Origin of the sequence: Umezawaea sp. Da 62-37 (assembly GCF_032460545.1) — a bacterium.
Classification (GTDB): Bacteria; Actinomycetota; Actinomycetes; order Mycobacteriales; family Pseudonocardiaceae; genus Umezawaea.
On record NZ_CP135965.1, the window covers coordinates 2,107,095 to 2,123,876 of the forward strand.

Below are 16,782 nucleotides of genomic sequence, written 5' to 3' on the forward strand. Positions count from 1 at the left end.
CGCGTGTCCCGAAGTACTCGGCTACGTCGAGCGGTTGCGCTCGGGGTGGTGGGCTCGCTCGCCGCGGCGGGCGCCGCCGTGCTGGTGAACGCCGCCGACGCGGCGCCCGGCGCGGGCGCGCTCACCGGTCTGAACACGTCCGCCGCCAACCGCCGCGCCCCCGTGAGCGGCCTGTACGACTGGAGCAGGGCGGGGTACCGCGGCGGCGCGGACCTGCCTGGCGCGGGTGAGACGAATCCCGGCGCGGCCTGCCAGATCACCGCCGCCGAGCTGGCGGGCCAGTTCGGCGTGCGCCCCGACGACGGCGTGGACGACTCGACCGGGCTCCAGTCGGCCATCGACACGATCAAGTCCACCTGCTCCCCCACCGCAAGCTACACGAAGCTGAGTCTGATCACGTTGCCCGCGGGCGAACTGGGCGTCTCGCGCGAGCTGCACGTCGACGCCGACTACCTGATCGTCCGCGGCGCCGGGAAGTCGGCGACCAGGATCGTCTACCAGCCGGACGCGACCACCCTGTACGACACCCTCACCGAGGACGGCTCGGACTGGGACGAGGACGGGATGACCAGCGGGGAGGGCAAGGGCGGCTGGCTGTGGCCGGGTCGCGGCCTGTTCCGCGTGCAGTCCCGCGCCGTGCACCCGGCCTACGCGAGCGCGTACGCCGCGGCCCCGGCCAACCGCAAGGACATCTTCGAGGGCACGGTCAACGCGCACTGGAAGTCCGGGCTCAAGCTGCGGGCGAAACCGGGCGAGACCGCGTACTCCGCGCGGCAGGGCGACAAGGTCGTGCACCTGGCCTCCGGGGCGGACCTGACCAACGTGGTCGTGGGCGGATTCGTCAACATCCGCGCGGCCAACTCCGTCAAGTTCTACGAGCAGCAGAAGGCGACCGGCACCGGGTTCCCGTTGCTGAACATGCACATGCGCGCGCAGATCTTCACGATCGCCGCCGTCGACAGCGCCAACCGCACCATCACGGTCGACAAGCCGCTGGAGTACGACGTCCCGATCACCTCCACCTCCGACGGCTCGGCGCCGATCGACGGCGCGGTCTACGACTCCAAGGCCGCCCCGCTGGTCGACCCGGTCGTCGGCGTCGGGTTCGAGGACTTCGGCTTCACCCAGGCGATGCCGGGCCTGGACCAGGCCCAGTCCGTCGACGACTACGGCAACATGACGCCCGCCGCCGAGATGCACGGCATCGTCTTCAAGTGGGCGGCGAACTCCTGGGTGCGCGGCGTGAAGGCCGAGATGACCGGGTCGCACCCGATCGTCACCGAGGAGGCCAAGAACCTCCAGATCGTGGACAACGAGCTGGACGGGGCGTGGAACAAGGGCAAGGGCGGCAACGGGTACTTCCGCGGCTCGCGGGTGTGGGACTCGCTCTACGCGGGCAACACCTCCCGCAACCTGCGGCACTTCACGTTCCAGTGGTCGGCGTCGGGCAACGTCGTGCTCGGCAACGACTTCGACTCCGACCTGAACCTGCACGGCGGGTGGGAGCGCAACAACCTGTTCGAGCTCAACACCGTGCGCGTCTCCTACGCGCACCGGTCCGCGAACTGCCGCGCCAACTGCGGTGAGGAGGGCGGCGGCGGTCCCGACAACTCGAACTGGTTCCCGGTCTGGTGGGCCGCGGGGCAGAAGGCGGTCAAGTGGTCCGGCGCCTCGGGGCCGCGCAACGTGTTCTTCAACAACACCATGACCAAGCAGACCGCGACCGGCGGCCCGTTCAACGCCTACCTGCCCGACCACACCAAGGTCTACCAGTTCGGCTGGAACGGGACCGGCTACCAGCACCTCGACATCGCGGGCACGCCCATCGCGGACTGGGCGACCAACGAGCAGCGCGACTACACCGGCGGGCACGGCGTGGACGCGACCAGGTCCGACACCGCGGCGTCGCTGTTCCTGAGTTCGGTGGGCACCGGTCCGACGACGACCACCACCACGTCTACGACAACCACAACCACAACCACGCCGCCGTCGGGCGCCTGCGTGACCGCCAAGATCACCCGGACCTCGGTGTGGAGCAGCGGTTACGGCGCCGACGTGGCCGTCACCAACGGCTGCGCCACCGCGACCACGGGCTGGACGGTCGAGTTCGACCTGCCCGCGGGCACGACGGTCAGCAGCTCGTGGAGTTCAGTGCGCACCCAGACCGGCCAGCACTACCGGTTCACCAACGTCGGCTTCAACGGCGCGGTCAAACCCGGCGCCACCACCACGTTCGGCTTCAACGCGGCAGGCGCCGGCCTGCCGTCCGGCTGCACAGTCAACGGCACCACCTGCGGAGGAACGCGATGAGGACACGGCTCCTGTCACTGGCGGGCGTGGCGGGGGTGGTCGCGGCCCTGCTGGGCGCCACCTCGGCCCAGGCCGCGGCACCCCGGCTCACGGCCGCGTTCACCCAGGGTTCGGTGTGGGACTCCGGGTACGGCGGCGACATCGTGCTCACCAACTCCGGTGACGCCGACAGCACGTCGTGGACGGTCGAGTTCGACCTGCCTTCGGGCACGACGGTCAGCAGCTCGTGGAGCTCCGTGCGCACCCAGACCGGCCAGCACTACCGGTTCACCAATGCCGGGTTCAACGGCAAGATCAAGCCGGGCGCCACCGCGAACTTCGGCTTCAACGCGGCCGGCGGCGGTCTCCCGTCGGGCTGCACCGTCAACGGCCTCGCGTGCGACGGCACCACGCCCCCGAACCCGCCCGCCGACACCCAGGCCCCCACAACGCCCACGGGTCTGCGGTCCACCGGCGTGACCGCGGGCTCGGTGTCGCTGTCCTGGAGCGCGGCCACCGACAACGTCGCCGTCACCGGCTACGAGGTGCTGCTCGGCGGGGCCGTGACCACGACGGCCACGTCCACATCGGCCACCGTCAGCGGCCTGTCCCCGGCCACTGCGTACTCGTTCACCGTGCGCGCCCGTGACGCCGCGGGCAACAGGTCCGCCGCCGGCACCGCGGTCACCGCCACCACCGGCACGGACAGCGGCGGCGGCAGCACGGTCAACGTCTCGACCACCGCCCAGCTCCAGGCCGCCCTCGCCGCCGCCGCGCCCGGCCAGACGATCAAGCTGGCGGCCGGCACCTACCGCGGCTCCTTCGCCGTGGCCTCGAAAGCGGGCACCGCGTCGCAGCGGATCACCCTGAGCGGCCCCGCCACCGCCGTCCTCATCAACGACGGCCCCTCCGGCGAGGCCCCGTCCTGCCCCGCTCCCACCGCGGGCTGGGACTCCGGCTACGGCCTGTGGCTGTTCGACTCGCCGTACTGGAACCTCACCGGGTTCACCGTGCAGGAGTCGAAGAAGGGCATCGTCCTGGACAACTCCCACCACACCACCATCGACGGCGTCTCCGTCCACCACGTCGACGAGGAGGCCGTCCACTTCCGCCGCAGCTCCGCCGACGGCGTCCTGCGCAACTCCACCATCACCGACACCGGCCTCGTCCAGCCCGGCTACGGCGAAGGCGTCTACCTCGGCTCGGCCAACTCGAACTGGGCCTGCCACGGCAACACCGGCGGCATCGACCGCAGCGACCGCGTCCAGGTGCTGAACAACCGCATCGGCCCCAACACCGCCGCGGAACCGATCGACGTCAAGGAAGGCACCTACGACGGCGTCATCCGCGGCAACACCTTCAACGGCCAGGGCATCAGCGGCGAGAACTCGGCCGACTCCTGGATCGACGTCAAGGGCATCGGCTACCTCATCGAGGACAACACCGGCACCTTCATCGGCCCCGGCGTGTTCGCCAACGGGTACGAGACCCACAACACCAGCACCACCCCGGCCCTGCCCAACGGCTGCGGCAACACCTGGCGCGGCAACCGCTCGGACCTCGGCGGCGTCGGCCAGTACGCCATCAACATCACGTCGGTGTCCAAGTGCGCCTCCATGCCCAACGTCATCTACTCCTCCAACACCGCCACCGGCGCCGTGAAGGGCCTGACCAACGCCACCATCACCCCGTAACCCGCACGTGGTGGGCCCCGACGGACACCGGGGCCCACCACGTCAGGTCACCTCCCACCTCTTCCCCGCCACCACAGGGACGCCGTGCGGACGACCTCCGGCATCGATTCCTCCTCGCGCAAGCTCCTGAGCAGCTCCTCCTCCCCCGCGATCCCGATGCCGTAGACCAAGCGGGGCAGGATCGGGTCATCACCACCAACCACCCGATCGCAGATCTCGGCCGCGATTCGAGGTGGGACCAACCTGCCACCGGGAGTGAGCCTGCGGACCGCTTCGGCATGGCCGAGCCGCGTGATCGCGGTCGGGACCCGCCCGAAGGACATGCGGCGCAGCAGCTCGGCGGCGAGGACCGGCGCGTCGTCGGATCGACCGGTGTCCGTGACGACGTCGGCGCACACCCCGGCGACGGTCGTCAGCTGCGCGTCGGAGAAGTGACCGAAGCGGATCTTCCGCGCGCAGCCCAGCAGAGCACCGTAGAACACCTTGTCGCTACCCGGCGATCGAAGCCTCCGCACGATGTGCCGGGCCGCGTCCGGATGGTCCGTCCCGTCCAGCGCGCAGATCGCCTCGACGACCCACCCCGGCCAGAACAGCAACTTCGACCCCGCAGAAGCAGACACTCGCCCGATCCCACTCCCGACCGTCCACCACGGCGTTGGTGGCGACCCGGTCGAGCAGGTCCTGCGAGTCGATCCCGCGGTCCACGCCACCACCGGTCGCGTGGTCGAGATCGACCCAGTTCTCCTCCGGTTTCGTCGTGTAGCGGCGGTAGGTGTCGAGCGGAACCAGCAACGTGCTCGGCGCGACCTCGCGGAGTTCCTCGTAGCGGAGGACCGCGGCACGGGGCACCGGCAGCACGGCGTTCTCCCAGCGGGACACCGTGCTGGGGCCCACTTCAGCGGGCCAACTCCCTCCTTCGAACACCGACGCGAAGCGGGTACCGGTGCGCAGATGGGGATGCGGAGACGCACGGCGGCTGGCCCTCAGCAGCCAGGCCGCGTATTCACATGACCGCGAGGCGCCAGACCGTCACCTGTTCAGCTCAGGCAATCGGTTGTCGCCAACACCGGGAAGAAGAGCGTTCATGATGTTCAGCCGCCGCCTCCACGCCGTTCTCGTGACGGCCGCAGCACTCCTCGCACCAATGACGGAACTGGTCTCCACGTCTCCAATGCGAATTCGCCACATCGACCACGACGCACTCCCACCCGGAATCGCCCGACGGTTCCAACCCACCGTCAGGCGCACCTCAGGTCCGTTTCGCCGCCCACACCACGGAAGGCTGCTCGTCCCAGTTCTCCGCGACGTCCGGCTTGCCGAACAGGTACCCCTGGGCGAAGCCGCAGCCCGCGCGGCGCAGCCACTCGGCCTGCGCGGGGGTTTCGATGCCCTCGGCGACGGCGTTCGCGCCGAGGACCTCGGTCAGGTCGATGATGCAGCGCACGACGCCCGCCGTGCGGCCGGACTCGCCGAGTTCGGCGGTGAACGACTTGTCGATCTTGACGATGTCGAACGGGTAGCGCTGGAGGTAGCTCAGCGACGAGTAGCCGGTGCCGAAGTCGTCCAGGGCGACGCGCACGCCGGTCTCGCGGATCTGCATCAGCGCCTGCATGGCGACCTCGTCCGCCCACACCGACTCGGTCACCTCGATGGTCAGCCCCGACGGCCGCAGGCCCGTGTCGGTGAGCACGTGGTCCAGCGTGTCGAGGAAGCCCGACGTCGACAGCTGCCGGGTGGACACGTTGACGGTCACGCCGACCGTGCGCCCCTGCTCGTACCACCGCACGGCCTGCTCGCACGCGTCGGCGAGCACCCGGCCACCGAGCGGCACGATGAGGCCGGTCTCCTCGGCCAGTCCGATGAAGTCCATCGGCCCGAGCAGCCCGTGGCCGGGGCGCTGCCAGCGCACCAGGGCTTCGGCGCCGGTCACGCGCGACGTCGCGAGGTCCACGATGGGCTGGTAGTGCAGCACCAGCTGGCCGTCGTCGATGGCGGCGCGCAGATCGGTCTTGTCGCGCTGCCGGGCGAGCACCTGCTCCCCCATCTCCGGGTGGAACAGCCGGAACCGGGCGCCGCCTTCGCGCTTGGCGACGTACATGGCGGTGTCCGCGTCGCGCAGCAGGTCCGCGGTCGCCGCGCCGCTCTCGGACACCGCGACCCCCACGCTGGCGCGGATCACCAGCTCGTAGCCGAACGGGGACGACGGTTCGGCGAGCGCGTCGAGCAGCCGTTGCCCCAGCGCGAGGCACTCCTTGACGTCGTGGGCGGGGGCGAGCACGGCGAACTCGTCGCCGCCGATCCGCGCCGCGGTCGCCCGTGGTCCGACGGCAGCCCGGATGCGGTCCGCGGCCGTCATCAGGTAGAGGTCGCCCGCCTCGTGGCCCTCGGTGTCGTTGATCTCCTTGAACTGGTCGAGGTCGATGACCAGCAGGCCGACCGTGCCGCCGCCGTCCGGCAGCGCCCGCTCCACGAGGTGCAGGAAGTGCGCCCGGCCAGCCAGTCCCGTCAGCTCGTCGCGCTCGCTGCGGGTCCGCAGCACGTCCTCGCGCAACGTCCGGCTGCTCACGTCCACGGCGGCGACCAGCGTCTGCTCCTGCTCGACCGGGGTCTGGTGCAGCGCCACCACCGCGGACGTGCCGTCGCTGTGGTCGACCCGCACCTCCACCGGCTCGTGGCCCGCGGTGCGGCAGCCCTGCACGCACCGGGTGATGTCGTACCCGTGCGGGCACGGGACCGGACCTGGCTCGACCCAGTCGAGCAGCGTGGACGCCCGTTCGTTGTGCATCCGCGGCACGCCCTCCCCGTCGAGCAGGACCAGTCCGACCGGGCTGGCGTGCACGACGGCGGCGAGAGTGCGGTGGGCGGCGTCGGCGATCTGGGAGGCCCGCACCGTCAGGTAGAGCGCCATCGACCCGATGACCAGCCCCACCAGCGGCATGGTGCTGCCCACGATCGAGTCGAGGCCGACCGGCTTGCCGTGCAGGTCGAACGCGAACGCGGCGCCGAAGCCCGCCAGGTACCCGAGCACCGCGGGCACGGCCTTCAGCGGGAACCGGGCCGTTCCACCCCGCATGGACCGCCGGACCGTGACGCCGAACAGGAACCCGATCACCGGCTGCGGACCCGGCAGCACGACGAACGCGCTCACCGCGATCACGCCCTCGGCCAGCGCGACCCACCAGCTGTCGCTGTCCGGCCACACCACCCAGGTCGCGACCACCAGCAACGCGAGCACCGAGACGGGGTAGTGCAGCGGGCCCACACCGGACCCGAAGAGCGCCCCGAGGACCGCGAGCCCGCCCATCCAGGCGAATGCACTGGTGAGCCGTCTCACTCCACGCAGTTCGACCTTGCCGTGCGCTGTCGTCACCTCGTCCACCGGCTCAACGGCCGCCCCCTCGCGTTCACGGGCCGTGACGCGACCGACCTCCAGATGTGGGGAAGGCTCGCAATATCCAATGGTCGCACGCCGACGGCAACCGCCAACAGAGTGATGTGACCCGACGCGGACAGCCGGAGCCTGGAAGTCCTTTGTGGACATTTGACACCCAGGGGTGCGGCGGTTACCGCGGGCAACCGTCCGCGCACGTCACAGACGGGATCGCATCGCTTGCACACCAGGAAGAACACCATTCAGGTCCACAGTGGACACTTGTCCGATGATCGCACCGACCTGGCCATTCAACCACAGGCGGTTACCGCCCGAACGCGAATCGGCGAAAGTCCCGGACCGATCTCGCCCGCTCCGGTGGAATTGTCACACATCCGGTCGCCACGCGGAGGGAAAGCGCCTACCGCTTTGTGCGGAAAGGCCTGCGCGACCAGGCCCTTCCGCACGGCGGTCTAGTGGTCGTCGCCACCGCGGCCCCGGTTCCCGTCGTCGCCACCTCGGCCGCTGTTGTCGTCGCCGCCGTGACCACCGTCATCGCCCACGTCGCTCCCGCGGACGGCTCCGGACGCCGCGTCCACCCGCACGTCGTGGCGGACACCGGACACGTCCACCCGCACGTGCCACTCCCACCCGCCGTGCTCCGACTCCCCCTCGGTCCGCACGACCCGGCCGCCGACCAGGCCGAGCGCGATCCCCTCGGCCTCCTGCGCCGTCACCCCGGCGGCCGGGGCGGGGCCGTCGGTCGACGCGGATGATGGCGCGGACGTGGACGGTCGCACGCTGATGGTCGACTGCCCCGGCACGGTGGTGGACGTGGTCGACGACGACGTCGCCGACGTGCCGCTCGCGGTCGTCGGGTCGTCTGCGCCGGTGAAAGCACTCGCCGTACCCGCCGTCACCAGCAGCACGAGCGCTCCACCCATCAGGATCGCGTTCCTCCGATTGGACATGTCCGGCCCCTTTCGTCGCTGTGGTCGAGCCGGTACCGACGATGTCGCGCGGGGGCCTAGCGCCACGCTGTCGCAGGGTTAACGGCGGCCTAAGCGCGCGGCCCGAGGTCCACGGTCACCAGCAGGCCGCCGTGTTCGGACGTGCCGACCCGCAGCCCGCCGCCGGAGGCCTCCGCGGTGCGCCGCACGATGTCGAGGCCCAGTCCGCTGGACCCGGAGCCGCTGCTGCCCCGGCGAACGGCCGCGGCGTCCATCCCCGGTCCGGCGTCGGCCACCACCAGCCGCGCGCCGCCGTCCGGGAGACCCTCCAGCGAGACCCGGAAGCCGGTCCCGTCGGGGGTGTGCGCGAACACGTTGCCCAGCAGCGCGTCCACGCCCGCCTCCAGGTCGGCCCTGGGCACCGCCACCGGGAGGGGTCCGCCGGGCACGTCCACGCCGACCTCGCGATCGGTGTCCTCGGCGAGCACCAGCCAGAACGCGACCCGCTCGCGGACGACCTCGGCGGCGTCGCTGTCACCCGCCGGGTCGTCACCGCGCCGCCGGGCCTGCTCGATCACCAGCGTCACGGCCCGCTGCACGGCGTCGACCCCCGCGCCGATCCGCTCGGCGTCGTCGGGTCGGTCGAGGGCCTCCGCGTCCAGCCGCAGCGCCATCAGCGGGGTGCGCACCCGGTGCGACAGGTCGGCGATGGTCTCGCGCTCCTCGCGCAGCAGGTCGGAGATGCGGCCCGCGAGCCCGTTGAGCGCTGTCGCGACCACACCGACCTCGCCGGGAGCGGCCGGGTCGGCCCTGGCGTCCAGCTCACCGCGGGCCAGCCGGTGCGACACCGCGGCGAGCGAGATCGTGGCCCGCACCAGCGACCGGGCCAGCCGGTCGGCGACCACCAGGCTGACCCCGAGCAGCACCACCCCCAGCCCGGCCAGCAGCAGCCACGCCCGGCCGACCCCCTCCGACAGCCGCGCGTCGGACACGAACGAGCGGATCACCGCGATGGTCCCGGTCGGGCCGCCGACCGCGAACACGATCTCGAGCCCGCCCTGGACGTAGCCGGACTCGCTGGCGCCCCGGAAGGCCAACTCCACCAGCGACGTCCGCTCGGCGGGCACCCCCAGCGACGTGCCGTCGGCCAGGAAGACCGTGGCGGCCGGGTCGACCTGCGCCACGCTCAGCGCCCGCGCCTCCCCCTCGGTCGTGGCGACCAGCGCGCTGAGCGACTGGGCGCGCACGGTGGCCGCCTGCACGGCCCGGTCCTCGGCGACGTTCTGGATGAGCACCGCCAACGGCAGCAGGAACGCGATCAGCACCAGGGACGTGGTCGCCCCGACCAGCAGCAGCACCCGCCGACGCACGCGCGGTCACTCCCCCGGCGCGCTGAGCCGGACGCCGACCCCGCGCACCGCGTGCAGGTACCGGGCCTGCTGCGCGGTCTCGCCGAGCTTGCGGCGCAGCCAGGACAGGTGGACGTCGACCGTCTTGTCCGGCCCGCCGTAGGGCAGCCGCCACACCTCGGTCAGCAGTTCGCGCTTGCCGACCACCTCACCCGCCCGGCACGCCAGGTAGTGCAGCAGGTCGAACTCGCGCGGCGTGAGGTCGAGCGCGAGACCGTCCAGGCTCGCCCGGCGGGACTTCGGGTCGACCCGCAGCCCGCCGACGACGACCGCCGCGTCCTCCGCGTGCTCGCCACCGCGCCGCAGCACCGCCCGGATCCGCGCGTCCAACTGCGCCGCCCCGAACGGTTTGACCAGGTAGTCGTCGGCACCCGCGTCGAGCACGGTCACGATCTCCGACTCGCCGTCGCGCGCGGTGGCCACCACGACCGGCACCCGGCTCACCCCGCGAAGCATCCGCAGCATCGTGACGCCGTCGAGGTCGGGGAGGCCGAGGTCGAGCACGACCAGGTCCGGCCGGTCCCCGACCGCCATCTCCAGACCCGCCAGGGCGGTGGGCGCCCAGGTCACCGCGTGGCCGCGGTCGGCGAGCCCGTGGATCAGCGCCGTGCGGATCCGCGGGTCGTCCTCGATCAAGAGCACCTGGGCCATGGTCGAACGGTAGGCCACCGGAAGACCGGGCGCGCCGGGCTTAGGAGTCCGTTAGGGGCGCGTTAACGATGTCCGACGGCATACTTGCCGCATGTCCCGTCCCTGGTCGGGCCGCACCCGAGCGGTCACCGCGGTGCTCGCCTGGTCGGGCGCGCTGGTCGCCGCGACGCTCGTCGGCACGACCGCCGTCGACGCGATCGGCAGCGGCATCGTGGGGGCGGGCAGGCAGCCGCTCAGCCAGTCCGAAGTGGACGCCCGGCTGTCGGCGACCGGGCCCACCACCACGACCGTTCCACCGTCCACCACCACTCCACCGCCCGTCACCACGACCACGCTGCCCACCACGTCGGCCACCGCGACGGCGGAGGTGGTCTCCAGCCGGGGTGGCACCGTGATCGCCCGCTGCTCGGGCACCGGGGTGGAGATCGTCTCCACCACCCCCGGCCAGGGCTACCAGTCATCCACGGAGTCCGAGGCCGACCACCCGAGGGTCCGGTTCTCGGCTGGCCGCACGAGGGTCGAGGTCCGGCTCCGCTGCGTGGACGGCAGGATCCAGCCGGAGATCAGGAACGGCTGAACGGGGTCAGCCGCCGATCAGCGCGGTCAGCCAGTTCGGGTCGTTGAGGTCGAGCACCTTGCCCCCGGAGGCCACGGTCGGCGTACCGAAGTAGGACTGGCCGCCCTGCGTCTGCTGGAGCGCCGGGTCGGATCCCGCCTTCTGGTAGGCGGCCTTCACCGTGGCGTCGAACGCGCCGTTGCGGACGTCCTGCTCATAGGTGCCTCCGACCTGGAGATCCTTGCCGAGGGCGACGATCTGGTCGGCCGTGTAGCCGGGACCGCCCTCACGGGGCTGCGCGCTGAACAGGCTGTCGTGGAAGTCGGCGAACTTAGCCGGGTTGTTCTTCGCCACGGACAGCGCCGCGTTCGCCGAGAGCAGCGAGTACCCCGGAGGGGTGGACTTCGAGTCGAGCAGGTTCACCACGTGGTAGCGCACCTTCAGCGTCCCGGCGGTCAGCGCGTCCGCGATCTTCGGGCCGTACGCGGACTCGAACTGGCCGCAGATCGGGCACAGGAAGTCCTCGTAGACGTCGATCGTCGCCTTCGCTCCGCCCTTGCCCACCACGACCGTGCCGCTCTGCTCCTCCAGCGCCACCGGCACGGCGGCCGCCGCCGACGTGAGGGCGGGGATGTCGCCGCTCTCCGCCGTGGTGTCGCGGTTCTTGCCCGCGATGACCACCGCGCCGACCACGACGACGGCCAGCACCAGCACGACCACCACACCCGCGATGATCGCGACCCGGCTCCCCCCGGTGCCCCTGGCCTGCGCCACTGCCCTGCTGCCGCGCTTGCGCACGGCGTTCTTGTTGCTCATCCGCTTGTCCCGCTCTCCCTGTCCGGTCTTCCCCCACCTGTCGGCCCGGCGGTGCCCGGAGTTCCCGCGGGCACCACGCCTCCCGGGATCGTGCGAACAGGCAGACCCGGACCGACCAGCACCCTCCGCGCGTCACCGCCGCCGTGGAACGGGCGGCACGCCTTCCAGGTACGTCACTGTCTCCAACGGATGGTGGGAGGACGGGGTTCCACCCGAACGGGTGTCAAGAGGACGCTCGTGGACCCCTGGTCTCCGGCTCGCTCAACGCCTGGGCGAGCCCACTGGCCTCGACGGTCCGCCGCACGAGCGGGTCACCGGCGACCAGCCCGTACCGGTGCTCGTAGACCGCCTCGACGACCGCGCGCAGCTCCGCGCCGACGATCGGCGCGGTCGGGCCGCCTCCGAGGTCGACGGCCATCAGCAGCATCGGCTGCACGACCTCGCCCTGCGGCGGCACGAACTCGCGCACGGGCAGCAGCCGCGCGCCCTGCCGGAGGTAGAACCCGATCCGCCGCTTCCGGATCGACACCTCGTCCGGCTCCACCCCGCGCTCGGCGGGGTCCTCCACGTCGTAGACCATCCGCGTGTGCCCGGCCTCGCCCATGGCCCGCGTCACGTGCCGCCACAGCAGCGTGCCCGCGCCCTGGCCCCGCGACGCGGCGACGAAGTAGCGCAGGAACACCCACCCGGTGTCGGCCAGCGGCCGGAGCACGGCGACCCCGATCGGGTCGCCGTCGACCAGCACCACCAGGTCGTCCCGCAGCAGGTTCTCGAACGACGACCGCAGGTGCGGCGGGAACCCGGCCTCGTAGATCGCCCGAGCCCGTTCGAGCACTTCAGGACCCGCGTCGTCCGCTCGTACCAGCTTCACCGGAACTCCCCACCGATCATCGTGCGCAACACCTCGACGTCCTTGATCCGACCGGGGTCCACCGTGGTCGGGTTGGCGGACAGCACCACCAGATCCGCCAGCTTGCCGGGCGTGATCGTGCCCTTCGAATGCTCCTGGTGCGACGCGTAGGCCGACCCGTGGGTGTAGGCCCGCAGCGCCTCCCGCCCGGTGACCGCCTCGTCCGGGTTGAACGGCGCGCCCGAGGCCGTCAACTGGTTCACCATGTCGTGCATCCCGAGCAGCGGCGCGCCCCGCACGACCGGCCGGTCGGAGCTGCCGGGTACCACCAGCCCGGCGTCGAGCAGCGTCCGGTGCCGGTAGGCCCACTTCACCCGGTCCGGCCCGAGCGCGGTGACCATGCCGTCGCCGATCTCGTTCACGAACCGGCCCTGCGGCACCGGCACCACGCCCAGCCGGGCGGCGCGTTCCACCTGGTCGGGACGTGCGACGCCGAAGTGCTCGATCCGGTGCCGCGGCGACGAGCGCGGATGGTCGCGCGACGCCTTCTCGTAGGCGTCCAGCACGAGGTCGATGGCCGCGTCGCCGATGGCGTGCGTGGCCACCCGCCAGCCGGACCGGTGCGCGGCGACGATCGTCTCCGTCAGGTCGGCCGCCTCGCCCTGCAGGTAGCCGCGCACGCCGGGCGTGTCGGCGAAGTCCTGGCACATCGCGGAGGTGTGCCCGATCAGCGACCCGTCGGAGAACACCTTGACCGGCCCGATCCGCAGCCAGTCGTCCCCGAACCCGGTGCGGATCCCCAGGTCCAACCCCACCGGCAGCCCGTCGTCGGGGTGGGCCGCCAGCTCGCGCAGCGCGTCCACGGCGACCATCAGCTCGACCCGCACGTGCAGCAGGCCCCGCTCGCGGGCGGTCTGGTAGGCGGCGACCTCGACCGGTGACTTCCCGATCCACCCGCCGCCGATCCCGGCCTCCACGCAACTCGTGATGCCCTCGGCCAGGTACTGCCGCCCGGCGCGGTCGATGGCGTCGACCAGGGTGTCGACGGAGTAGGGCAGCACCAGCGAGTTCACCAGCTGCTGCGCCTGCTCCTGCAACATCCCGGTCGCCGTGTCGACCACCCCGCCGACCACCTCCACCGGCCCGGACGTGATGCCCAGCGCCTCCAGCACGGGCGTGTTGACCACGCACATGTGCCCGGAGGTGTGCTTGAGCCACACCTTGCGCCCCGGCGCCACCCGGTCCAGCTCGGCGCGGGTCGGGTGTCCGCCGATCTTGTTCTGGTCGTACCCGGCGCCCACCAGCCACTCACCGGGCGCCACGGAGGCGGCCTTCTCCTGTACCGCCCGGTACAGCACGTCCAGGTCGGCAACCCGGAGGTCCACTTCGGACAGCGTCAGCCCGAACCAGGCCATGTGGTTGTGCGCGTCGTGGAAACCGGGGACCACGGTCGCGCCGTCGAGGTCGACGACCTCCTTCGCGGGCACGTCCTCCAGCGCCACGATCCGGTCGCCCAGGATCGCGACCGACCGGACGTCGGGCCCGTCCAGCGTCACGACGTCGGCGTTGGTGAGCAGCAGGTCGGCTTCGATCACGACTGGTTCTCCAGGAAGGTCTTGCGGTACCAATCGCTCCAGGGCGACGGCCTGCCCGTGGCGGGATCGGTCTTCACGATCACCCGGTGCCCCTTCGCGTAGGTCACGTCGTCGCCGCAGCGGAACCCGTAGACGGCGCTGGTCGTGCCGATCCTGTCGAACGTCAGCTCGACGCGCAGCGGGCCCGGCGCGGTCACCGCGGCCAGGAACTCCACGTGCAGCTCCCGGACCACGTAGTGCAGGTCCGGATCGCGGTCGCCGAACCGCGCCCACCCCTTGCCCAGCGATTCGAACAGCGCCGACTGCGCGCGTTCGACGTGCACCGCGAACCGCGAGTTGTGCAGCGTGCCGTTGAGGTCCAACTCGTCGAAGAACACCGGGCTGTCCCAGGAGAAGGTCACGGCGCGCTCCGGTCCAGCAGCTGCTTGGCGACCCGTTCGGACGGTGTGCGCGGCAGGTCGTCGCGGAACTCCCAGTACCTGGGCACCTTGAACGACGCCAGCCGCTCGGCGCAGTAGGCGGCCAGGTCCTCGGCGCTCACCGCGCCCACGACGAACGCCTTGACCTCTTCGCCGCGGATCTCGTCCGGCACCCCGACCACCGCGGCCAAACTGACCGCGGGGTGGCTCAGCAGCACCTCCTCCACCTCGTAAGCGGCGATGTTCTCGCCGCTGCGCCGGATCATGTCCTTGATCCGGCCCAGGTGGTACAGGCGGCCCCGATCGTCGATCCGGGCCAGGTCGCCGGTGGGGAACCAGCCGTCCCGGAACACGCTCGGCAGCCCCAGGTAGCCGTCCATCATCCCCGGTCCGCGCAACTGCAACTCACCATCGACGATCCGCGCCTCCCGGTGCGCGGCGGGCCGTCCGAGGCAGCCGGTGCCGACCAGTTCGTCGTGGTCGTCCGCGCCGACCCGGATGTCCGCGCCCGTCTCGGTCATCCCGAACGCCTCGTACCAGCCGACACCCCAGCGCCCCTCCAGTGCGGCGTGCAACGACGGCGGAATCGCCGAGCACTGCACGGCCCGCACCCGGTGCTCGCGGTCCAGCGGCGACCCTGGCATGCGCAGCAGCAACGTCGGCATCGCGCCGAGGCAGTAGAAGTAGGTGACGTCGTGCTCGCGCACGCGGTCCCAGAAGGACGACGGGTGGAACCCGTCCAGCACCACGAGTTCGGCCCCGGCGAGCAGCGCCGCGACCACGTTCCACTGCGGGTCGAGGTAGTGGAACGGCTGCGCCGTCAGCATCACGTCGTCCGCCGACAGGTTCGGGAACTCCTCGACCAGGCTCTCGCCCATGGTCGTCCAGTAGGTGTGCGACAGCACGCAGCCCTTGGGGGCTCCGGTGGTCCCGGACGTGTACTGGATGTTGACCGCCGCGCCGGGGTCGATCTCCTGCTGCTCGAACCCGTCCTCGGGCGCGAGGTCCTCGACCAGGAACACCGGCACCGCCGACAGTTCGTCCACCAGCGGCCGGAACTCGGCGGTCGTCACCACGGCCACCGCCGAGGAGTCGCGGAGCAGGTGCTCGGCGTCGACCGAGCGGTACTTCACGTTCACCGGCACCATCGCCGCCCCTAGCCGCGCCAAGGCCAGCCAGAACAGCGGGAACTCCGGCTGGTTGCGCAGCAGCACCGCGACCCGGTCGCCCTCTCCGATCCCACGCGACCGCAGCGCCTGCGCGTACCCGGCGGTCAGCCGGTCCACGTCGCCGAAGGTCAGCCGGACACCTGGATCGAACGTCCACGCCACCCGCTCCGGCCACAGCGCCCCGGCCCGGCGCACCGCGGCGACGAGGTCAGTCACGTCCGAACTCCTCACGCGGCGCGTCCCCTTCGCCGGACAGGCTGGTCAGCAGGGCGTGGTCGACCTCGGTCGCCAGCGCCTCCTCCAGGGTCGCGTCGAGCCCCAGGTCCAGCACGCGCTTCGCCAGGCTCACCGCCACCTTCGGCCGGGCGTTGATCCGCGTGGCCAGGTCGAGGGCCACCTTCTCGTGCTCACCGGCGGGCGCGACCCGGCTGATCAGCCCGATCGCCAGCGCCTCGGCGGCCGGGACCCGTTCGCCGAGCAGCAGCAGTTCCTTGGCCTTGGCGAGGCCGACCAGGTGCGGCAGCAGCCGGGAGATCCCGCCGGTCACGCTGAGCCCGACACTGACCTCGGGGAACCCGAACCGCGCGTCCTCATCGGCCACGACCAGGTCGCAGGCCAGCGCGAACTCGCACCCGGCGCCGAGCGCGTACCCGTGCACCGCGGCCACGACCACGCCGGGGAACCGGCGGATCAGCCGCGTGACGTCCTGGATCCGCTCCAGCCGGGCGCGGGTCTCCAGCACCGTCTCGACGGGCTCGGGCTCCTTCAGGTCGTGCCCCGCGCAGAACGCCCGACCACGCCCCGCCAGCACGACGACCCCGGCGTTGTCCTCACCCGCGCGGGCCAACGCCTCGACGAGCCCGTCGGTGAGCGCGGGCACCACGGCGTTGAGCCGTTCCGGCCGGTTGAGGTGGATCAGCGCCACCCCGTCGCGGCACTCGTACTCGACAACCACGCGCGCTCCTCGTAGTCGGTTCCCGATCGATCGATCGATCGGGCATGATGGCGACCGTA

General features: G+C 71.7%; 15 protein-coding genes. 3 read left to right on the forward strand and 12 right to left on the reverse strand.

All coding sequences use genetic code 11. The features are described from left to right. The first annotated feature begins 48 nt into the window (after positions 1 to 48). Positions 49 to 2,310 (forward strand): cellulose binding domain-containing protein, encoded by a 2,262-nt coding sequence (locus tag RM788_RS09025; protein ID WP_315931109.1) that lies wholly within the window; start codon positions 49 to 51, stop codon positions 2,308 to 2,310. Further along, positions 2,307 to 3,983, forward strand: a complete 1,677-nt coding sequence (locus tag RM788_RS09030) for a cellulose binding domain-containing protein (protein WP_315931110.1) — start codon at positions 2,307 to 2,309, stop codon at positions 3,981 to 3,983. The genes RM788_RS09025 and RM788_RS09030 overlap by 4 nt, the downstream gene beginning before the upstream one ends. A 47-nt stretch (positions 3,984 to 4,030) precedes the next feature. On the opposite strand, the gene RM788_RS09035 is transcribed toward RM788_RS09030, so the two are convergent. From RM788_RS09035 to RM788_RS09060, 6 genes are all read right to left on the reverse strand, one after another. Next, positions 4,031 to 4,465: a hypothetical protein gene (locus RM788_RS09035; RefSeq protein ID WP_315931111.1), complete on the reverse strand. Its 435-nt coding sequence runs from the start codon at positions 4,463 to 4,465 to the stop codon at positions 4,031 to 4,033. A 7-nt stretch (positions 4,466 to 4,472) separates the two neighbouring features. Then, positions 4,473 to 4,877, reverse strand: a complete 405-nt coding sequence (locus RM788_RS09040) for a hypothetical protein (protein ID WP_315931112.1) — start codon at positions 4,875 to 4,877, stop codon at positions 4,473 to 4,475. A 355-nt stretch (positions 4,878 to 5,232) separates the two neighbouring features. Then, a complete protein-coding gene (locus tag RM788_RS09045) occupies positions 5,233 to 7,353 on the reverse strand; it encodes a putative bifunctional diguanylate cyclase/phosphodiesterase (protein ID WP_315931113.1) in 2,121 nt (706 codons plus the stop codon). Positions 7,354 to 7,826: 473 nt separating this feature from the next. Next, entirely contained in the window at positions 7,827 to 8,324 is a 498-nt protein-coding gene (locus tag RM788_RS09050) for a PepSY domain-containing protein (RefSeq protein WP_315931114.1), read from the reverse strand. 89 nt (positions 8,325 to 8,413) lie between these two features. Then, positions 8,414 to 9,673 carry a sensor histidine kinase gene (locus tag RM788_RS09055; RefSeq protein WP_315931115.1) on the reverse strand — a complete coding sequence of 420 codons (1,260 nt, stop codon included), beginning with the start codon at positions 9,671 to 9,673 and terminating at the stop codon, positions 8,414 to 8,416. A gap of 6 nt (positions 9,674 to 9,679) precedes the next feature. Beyond that, positions 9,680 to 10,363, reverse strand: coding sequence for a response regulator transcription factor (locus RM788_RS09060; protein WP_315931116.1), 684 nt, complete (start codon positions 10,361 to 10,363; stop codon positions 9,680 to 9,682). Between the two features lie 91 nt (positions 10,364 to 10,454). On the opposite strand from RM788_RS09060, the gene RM788_RS09065 reads away from it, so the two are divergent. Beyond that, positions 10,455 to 10,940 (forward strand): hypothetical protein, encoded by a 486-nt coding sequence (locus RM788_RS09065; protein WP_315931117.1) that lies wholly within the window; start codon positions 10,455 to 10,457, stop codon positions 10,938 to 10,940. A gap of 6 nt (positions 10,941 to 10,946) precedes the next feature. Here the strand turns inward: RM788_RS09065 and RM788_RS09070 are convergent, their stop codons facing one another. The 6 genes from RM788_RS09070 to RM788_RS09095 form a co-directional block, all read right to left on the reverse strand. Further along, positions 10,947 to 11,735 carry a DsbA family protein gene (locus RM788_RS09070; protein ID WP_315931118.1) on the reverse strand — a complete coding sequence of 263 codons (789 nt, stop codon included), beginning with the start codon at positions 11,733 to 11,735 and terminating at the stop codon, positions 10,947 to 10,949. Between the two features lie 223 nt (positions 11,736 to 11,958). Further along, entirely contained in the window at positions 11,959 to 12,606 is a 648-nt protein-coding gene (locus tag RM788_RS09075) for a GNAT family N-acetyltransferase (RefSeq protein ID WP_315931119.1), read from the reverse strand. Next, positions 12,603 to 14,180: an amidohydrolase gene (locus RM788_RS09080; protein ID WP_315931120.1), complete on the reverse strand. Its 1,578-nt coding sequence runs from the start codon at positions 14,178 to 14,180 to the stop codon at positions 12,603 to 12,605. Before RM788_RS09080 ends, RM788_RS09075 begins: the two co-directional genes overlap by 4 nt. Beyond that, positions 14,177 to 14,581, reverse strand: coding sequence for an acyl-CoA thioesterase (locus RM788_RS09085; protein WP_315931121.1), 405 nt, complete (start codon positions 14,579 to 14,581; stop codon positions 14,177 to 14,179). Before RM788_RS09085 ends, RM788_RS09080 begins: the two co-directional genes overlap by 4 nt. Beyond that, positions 14,578 to 15,984, reverse strand: a complete 1,407-nt coding sequence (locus RM788_RS09090; RefSeq protein WP_315931122.1) for an AMP-binding protein — start codon at positions 15,982 to 15,984, stop codon at positions 14,578 to 14,580. Before RM788_RS09090 ends, RM788_RS09085 begins: the two co-directional genes overlap by 4 nt. Next, positions 15,977 to 16,723 carry an enoyl-CoA hydratase/isomerase family protein gene (locus RM788_RS09095; RefSeq protein ID WP_315931123.1) on the reverse strand — a complete coding sequence of 249 codons (747 nt, stop codon included), beginning with the start codon at positions 16,721 to 16,723 and terminating at the stop codon, positions 15,977 to 15,979. The genes RM788_RS09090 and RM788_RS09095 overlap by 8 nt, the downstream gene beginning before the upstream one ends. Between the last annotated feature and the right edge of the window lie 59 nt (positions 16,724 to 16,782).

Excerpts from the sequence above, each read along its gene's own strand:
- RM788_RS09060 (WP_315931116.1), bottom strand. The coding sequence starts at position 10,363 with ATGGCCCAGGTGCTCTTGATCGAGGACGACCCGCGGATCCGCACGGCG.
- RM788_RS09065 (WP_315931117.1), top strand. The coding sequence starts at position 10,455 with ATGTCCCGTCCCTGGTCGGGCCGCACCCGAGCGGTCACCGCGGTGCTC.
- RM788_RS09050 (WP_315931114.1), bottom strand. The coding sequence starts at position 8,324 with ATGTCCAATCGGAGGAACGCGATCCTGATGGGTGGAGCGCTCGTGCTG.
- RM788_RS09030 (WP_315931110.1), top strand. The coding sequence starts at position 2,307 with ATGAGGACACGGCTCCTGTCACTGGCGGGCGTGGCGGGGGTGGTCGCG.
- RM788_RS09070 (WP_315931118.1), bottom strand. The coding sequence starts at position 11,735 with ATGAGCAACAAGAACGCCGTGCGCAAGCGCGGCAGCAGGGCAGTGGCG.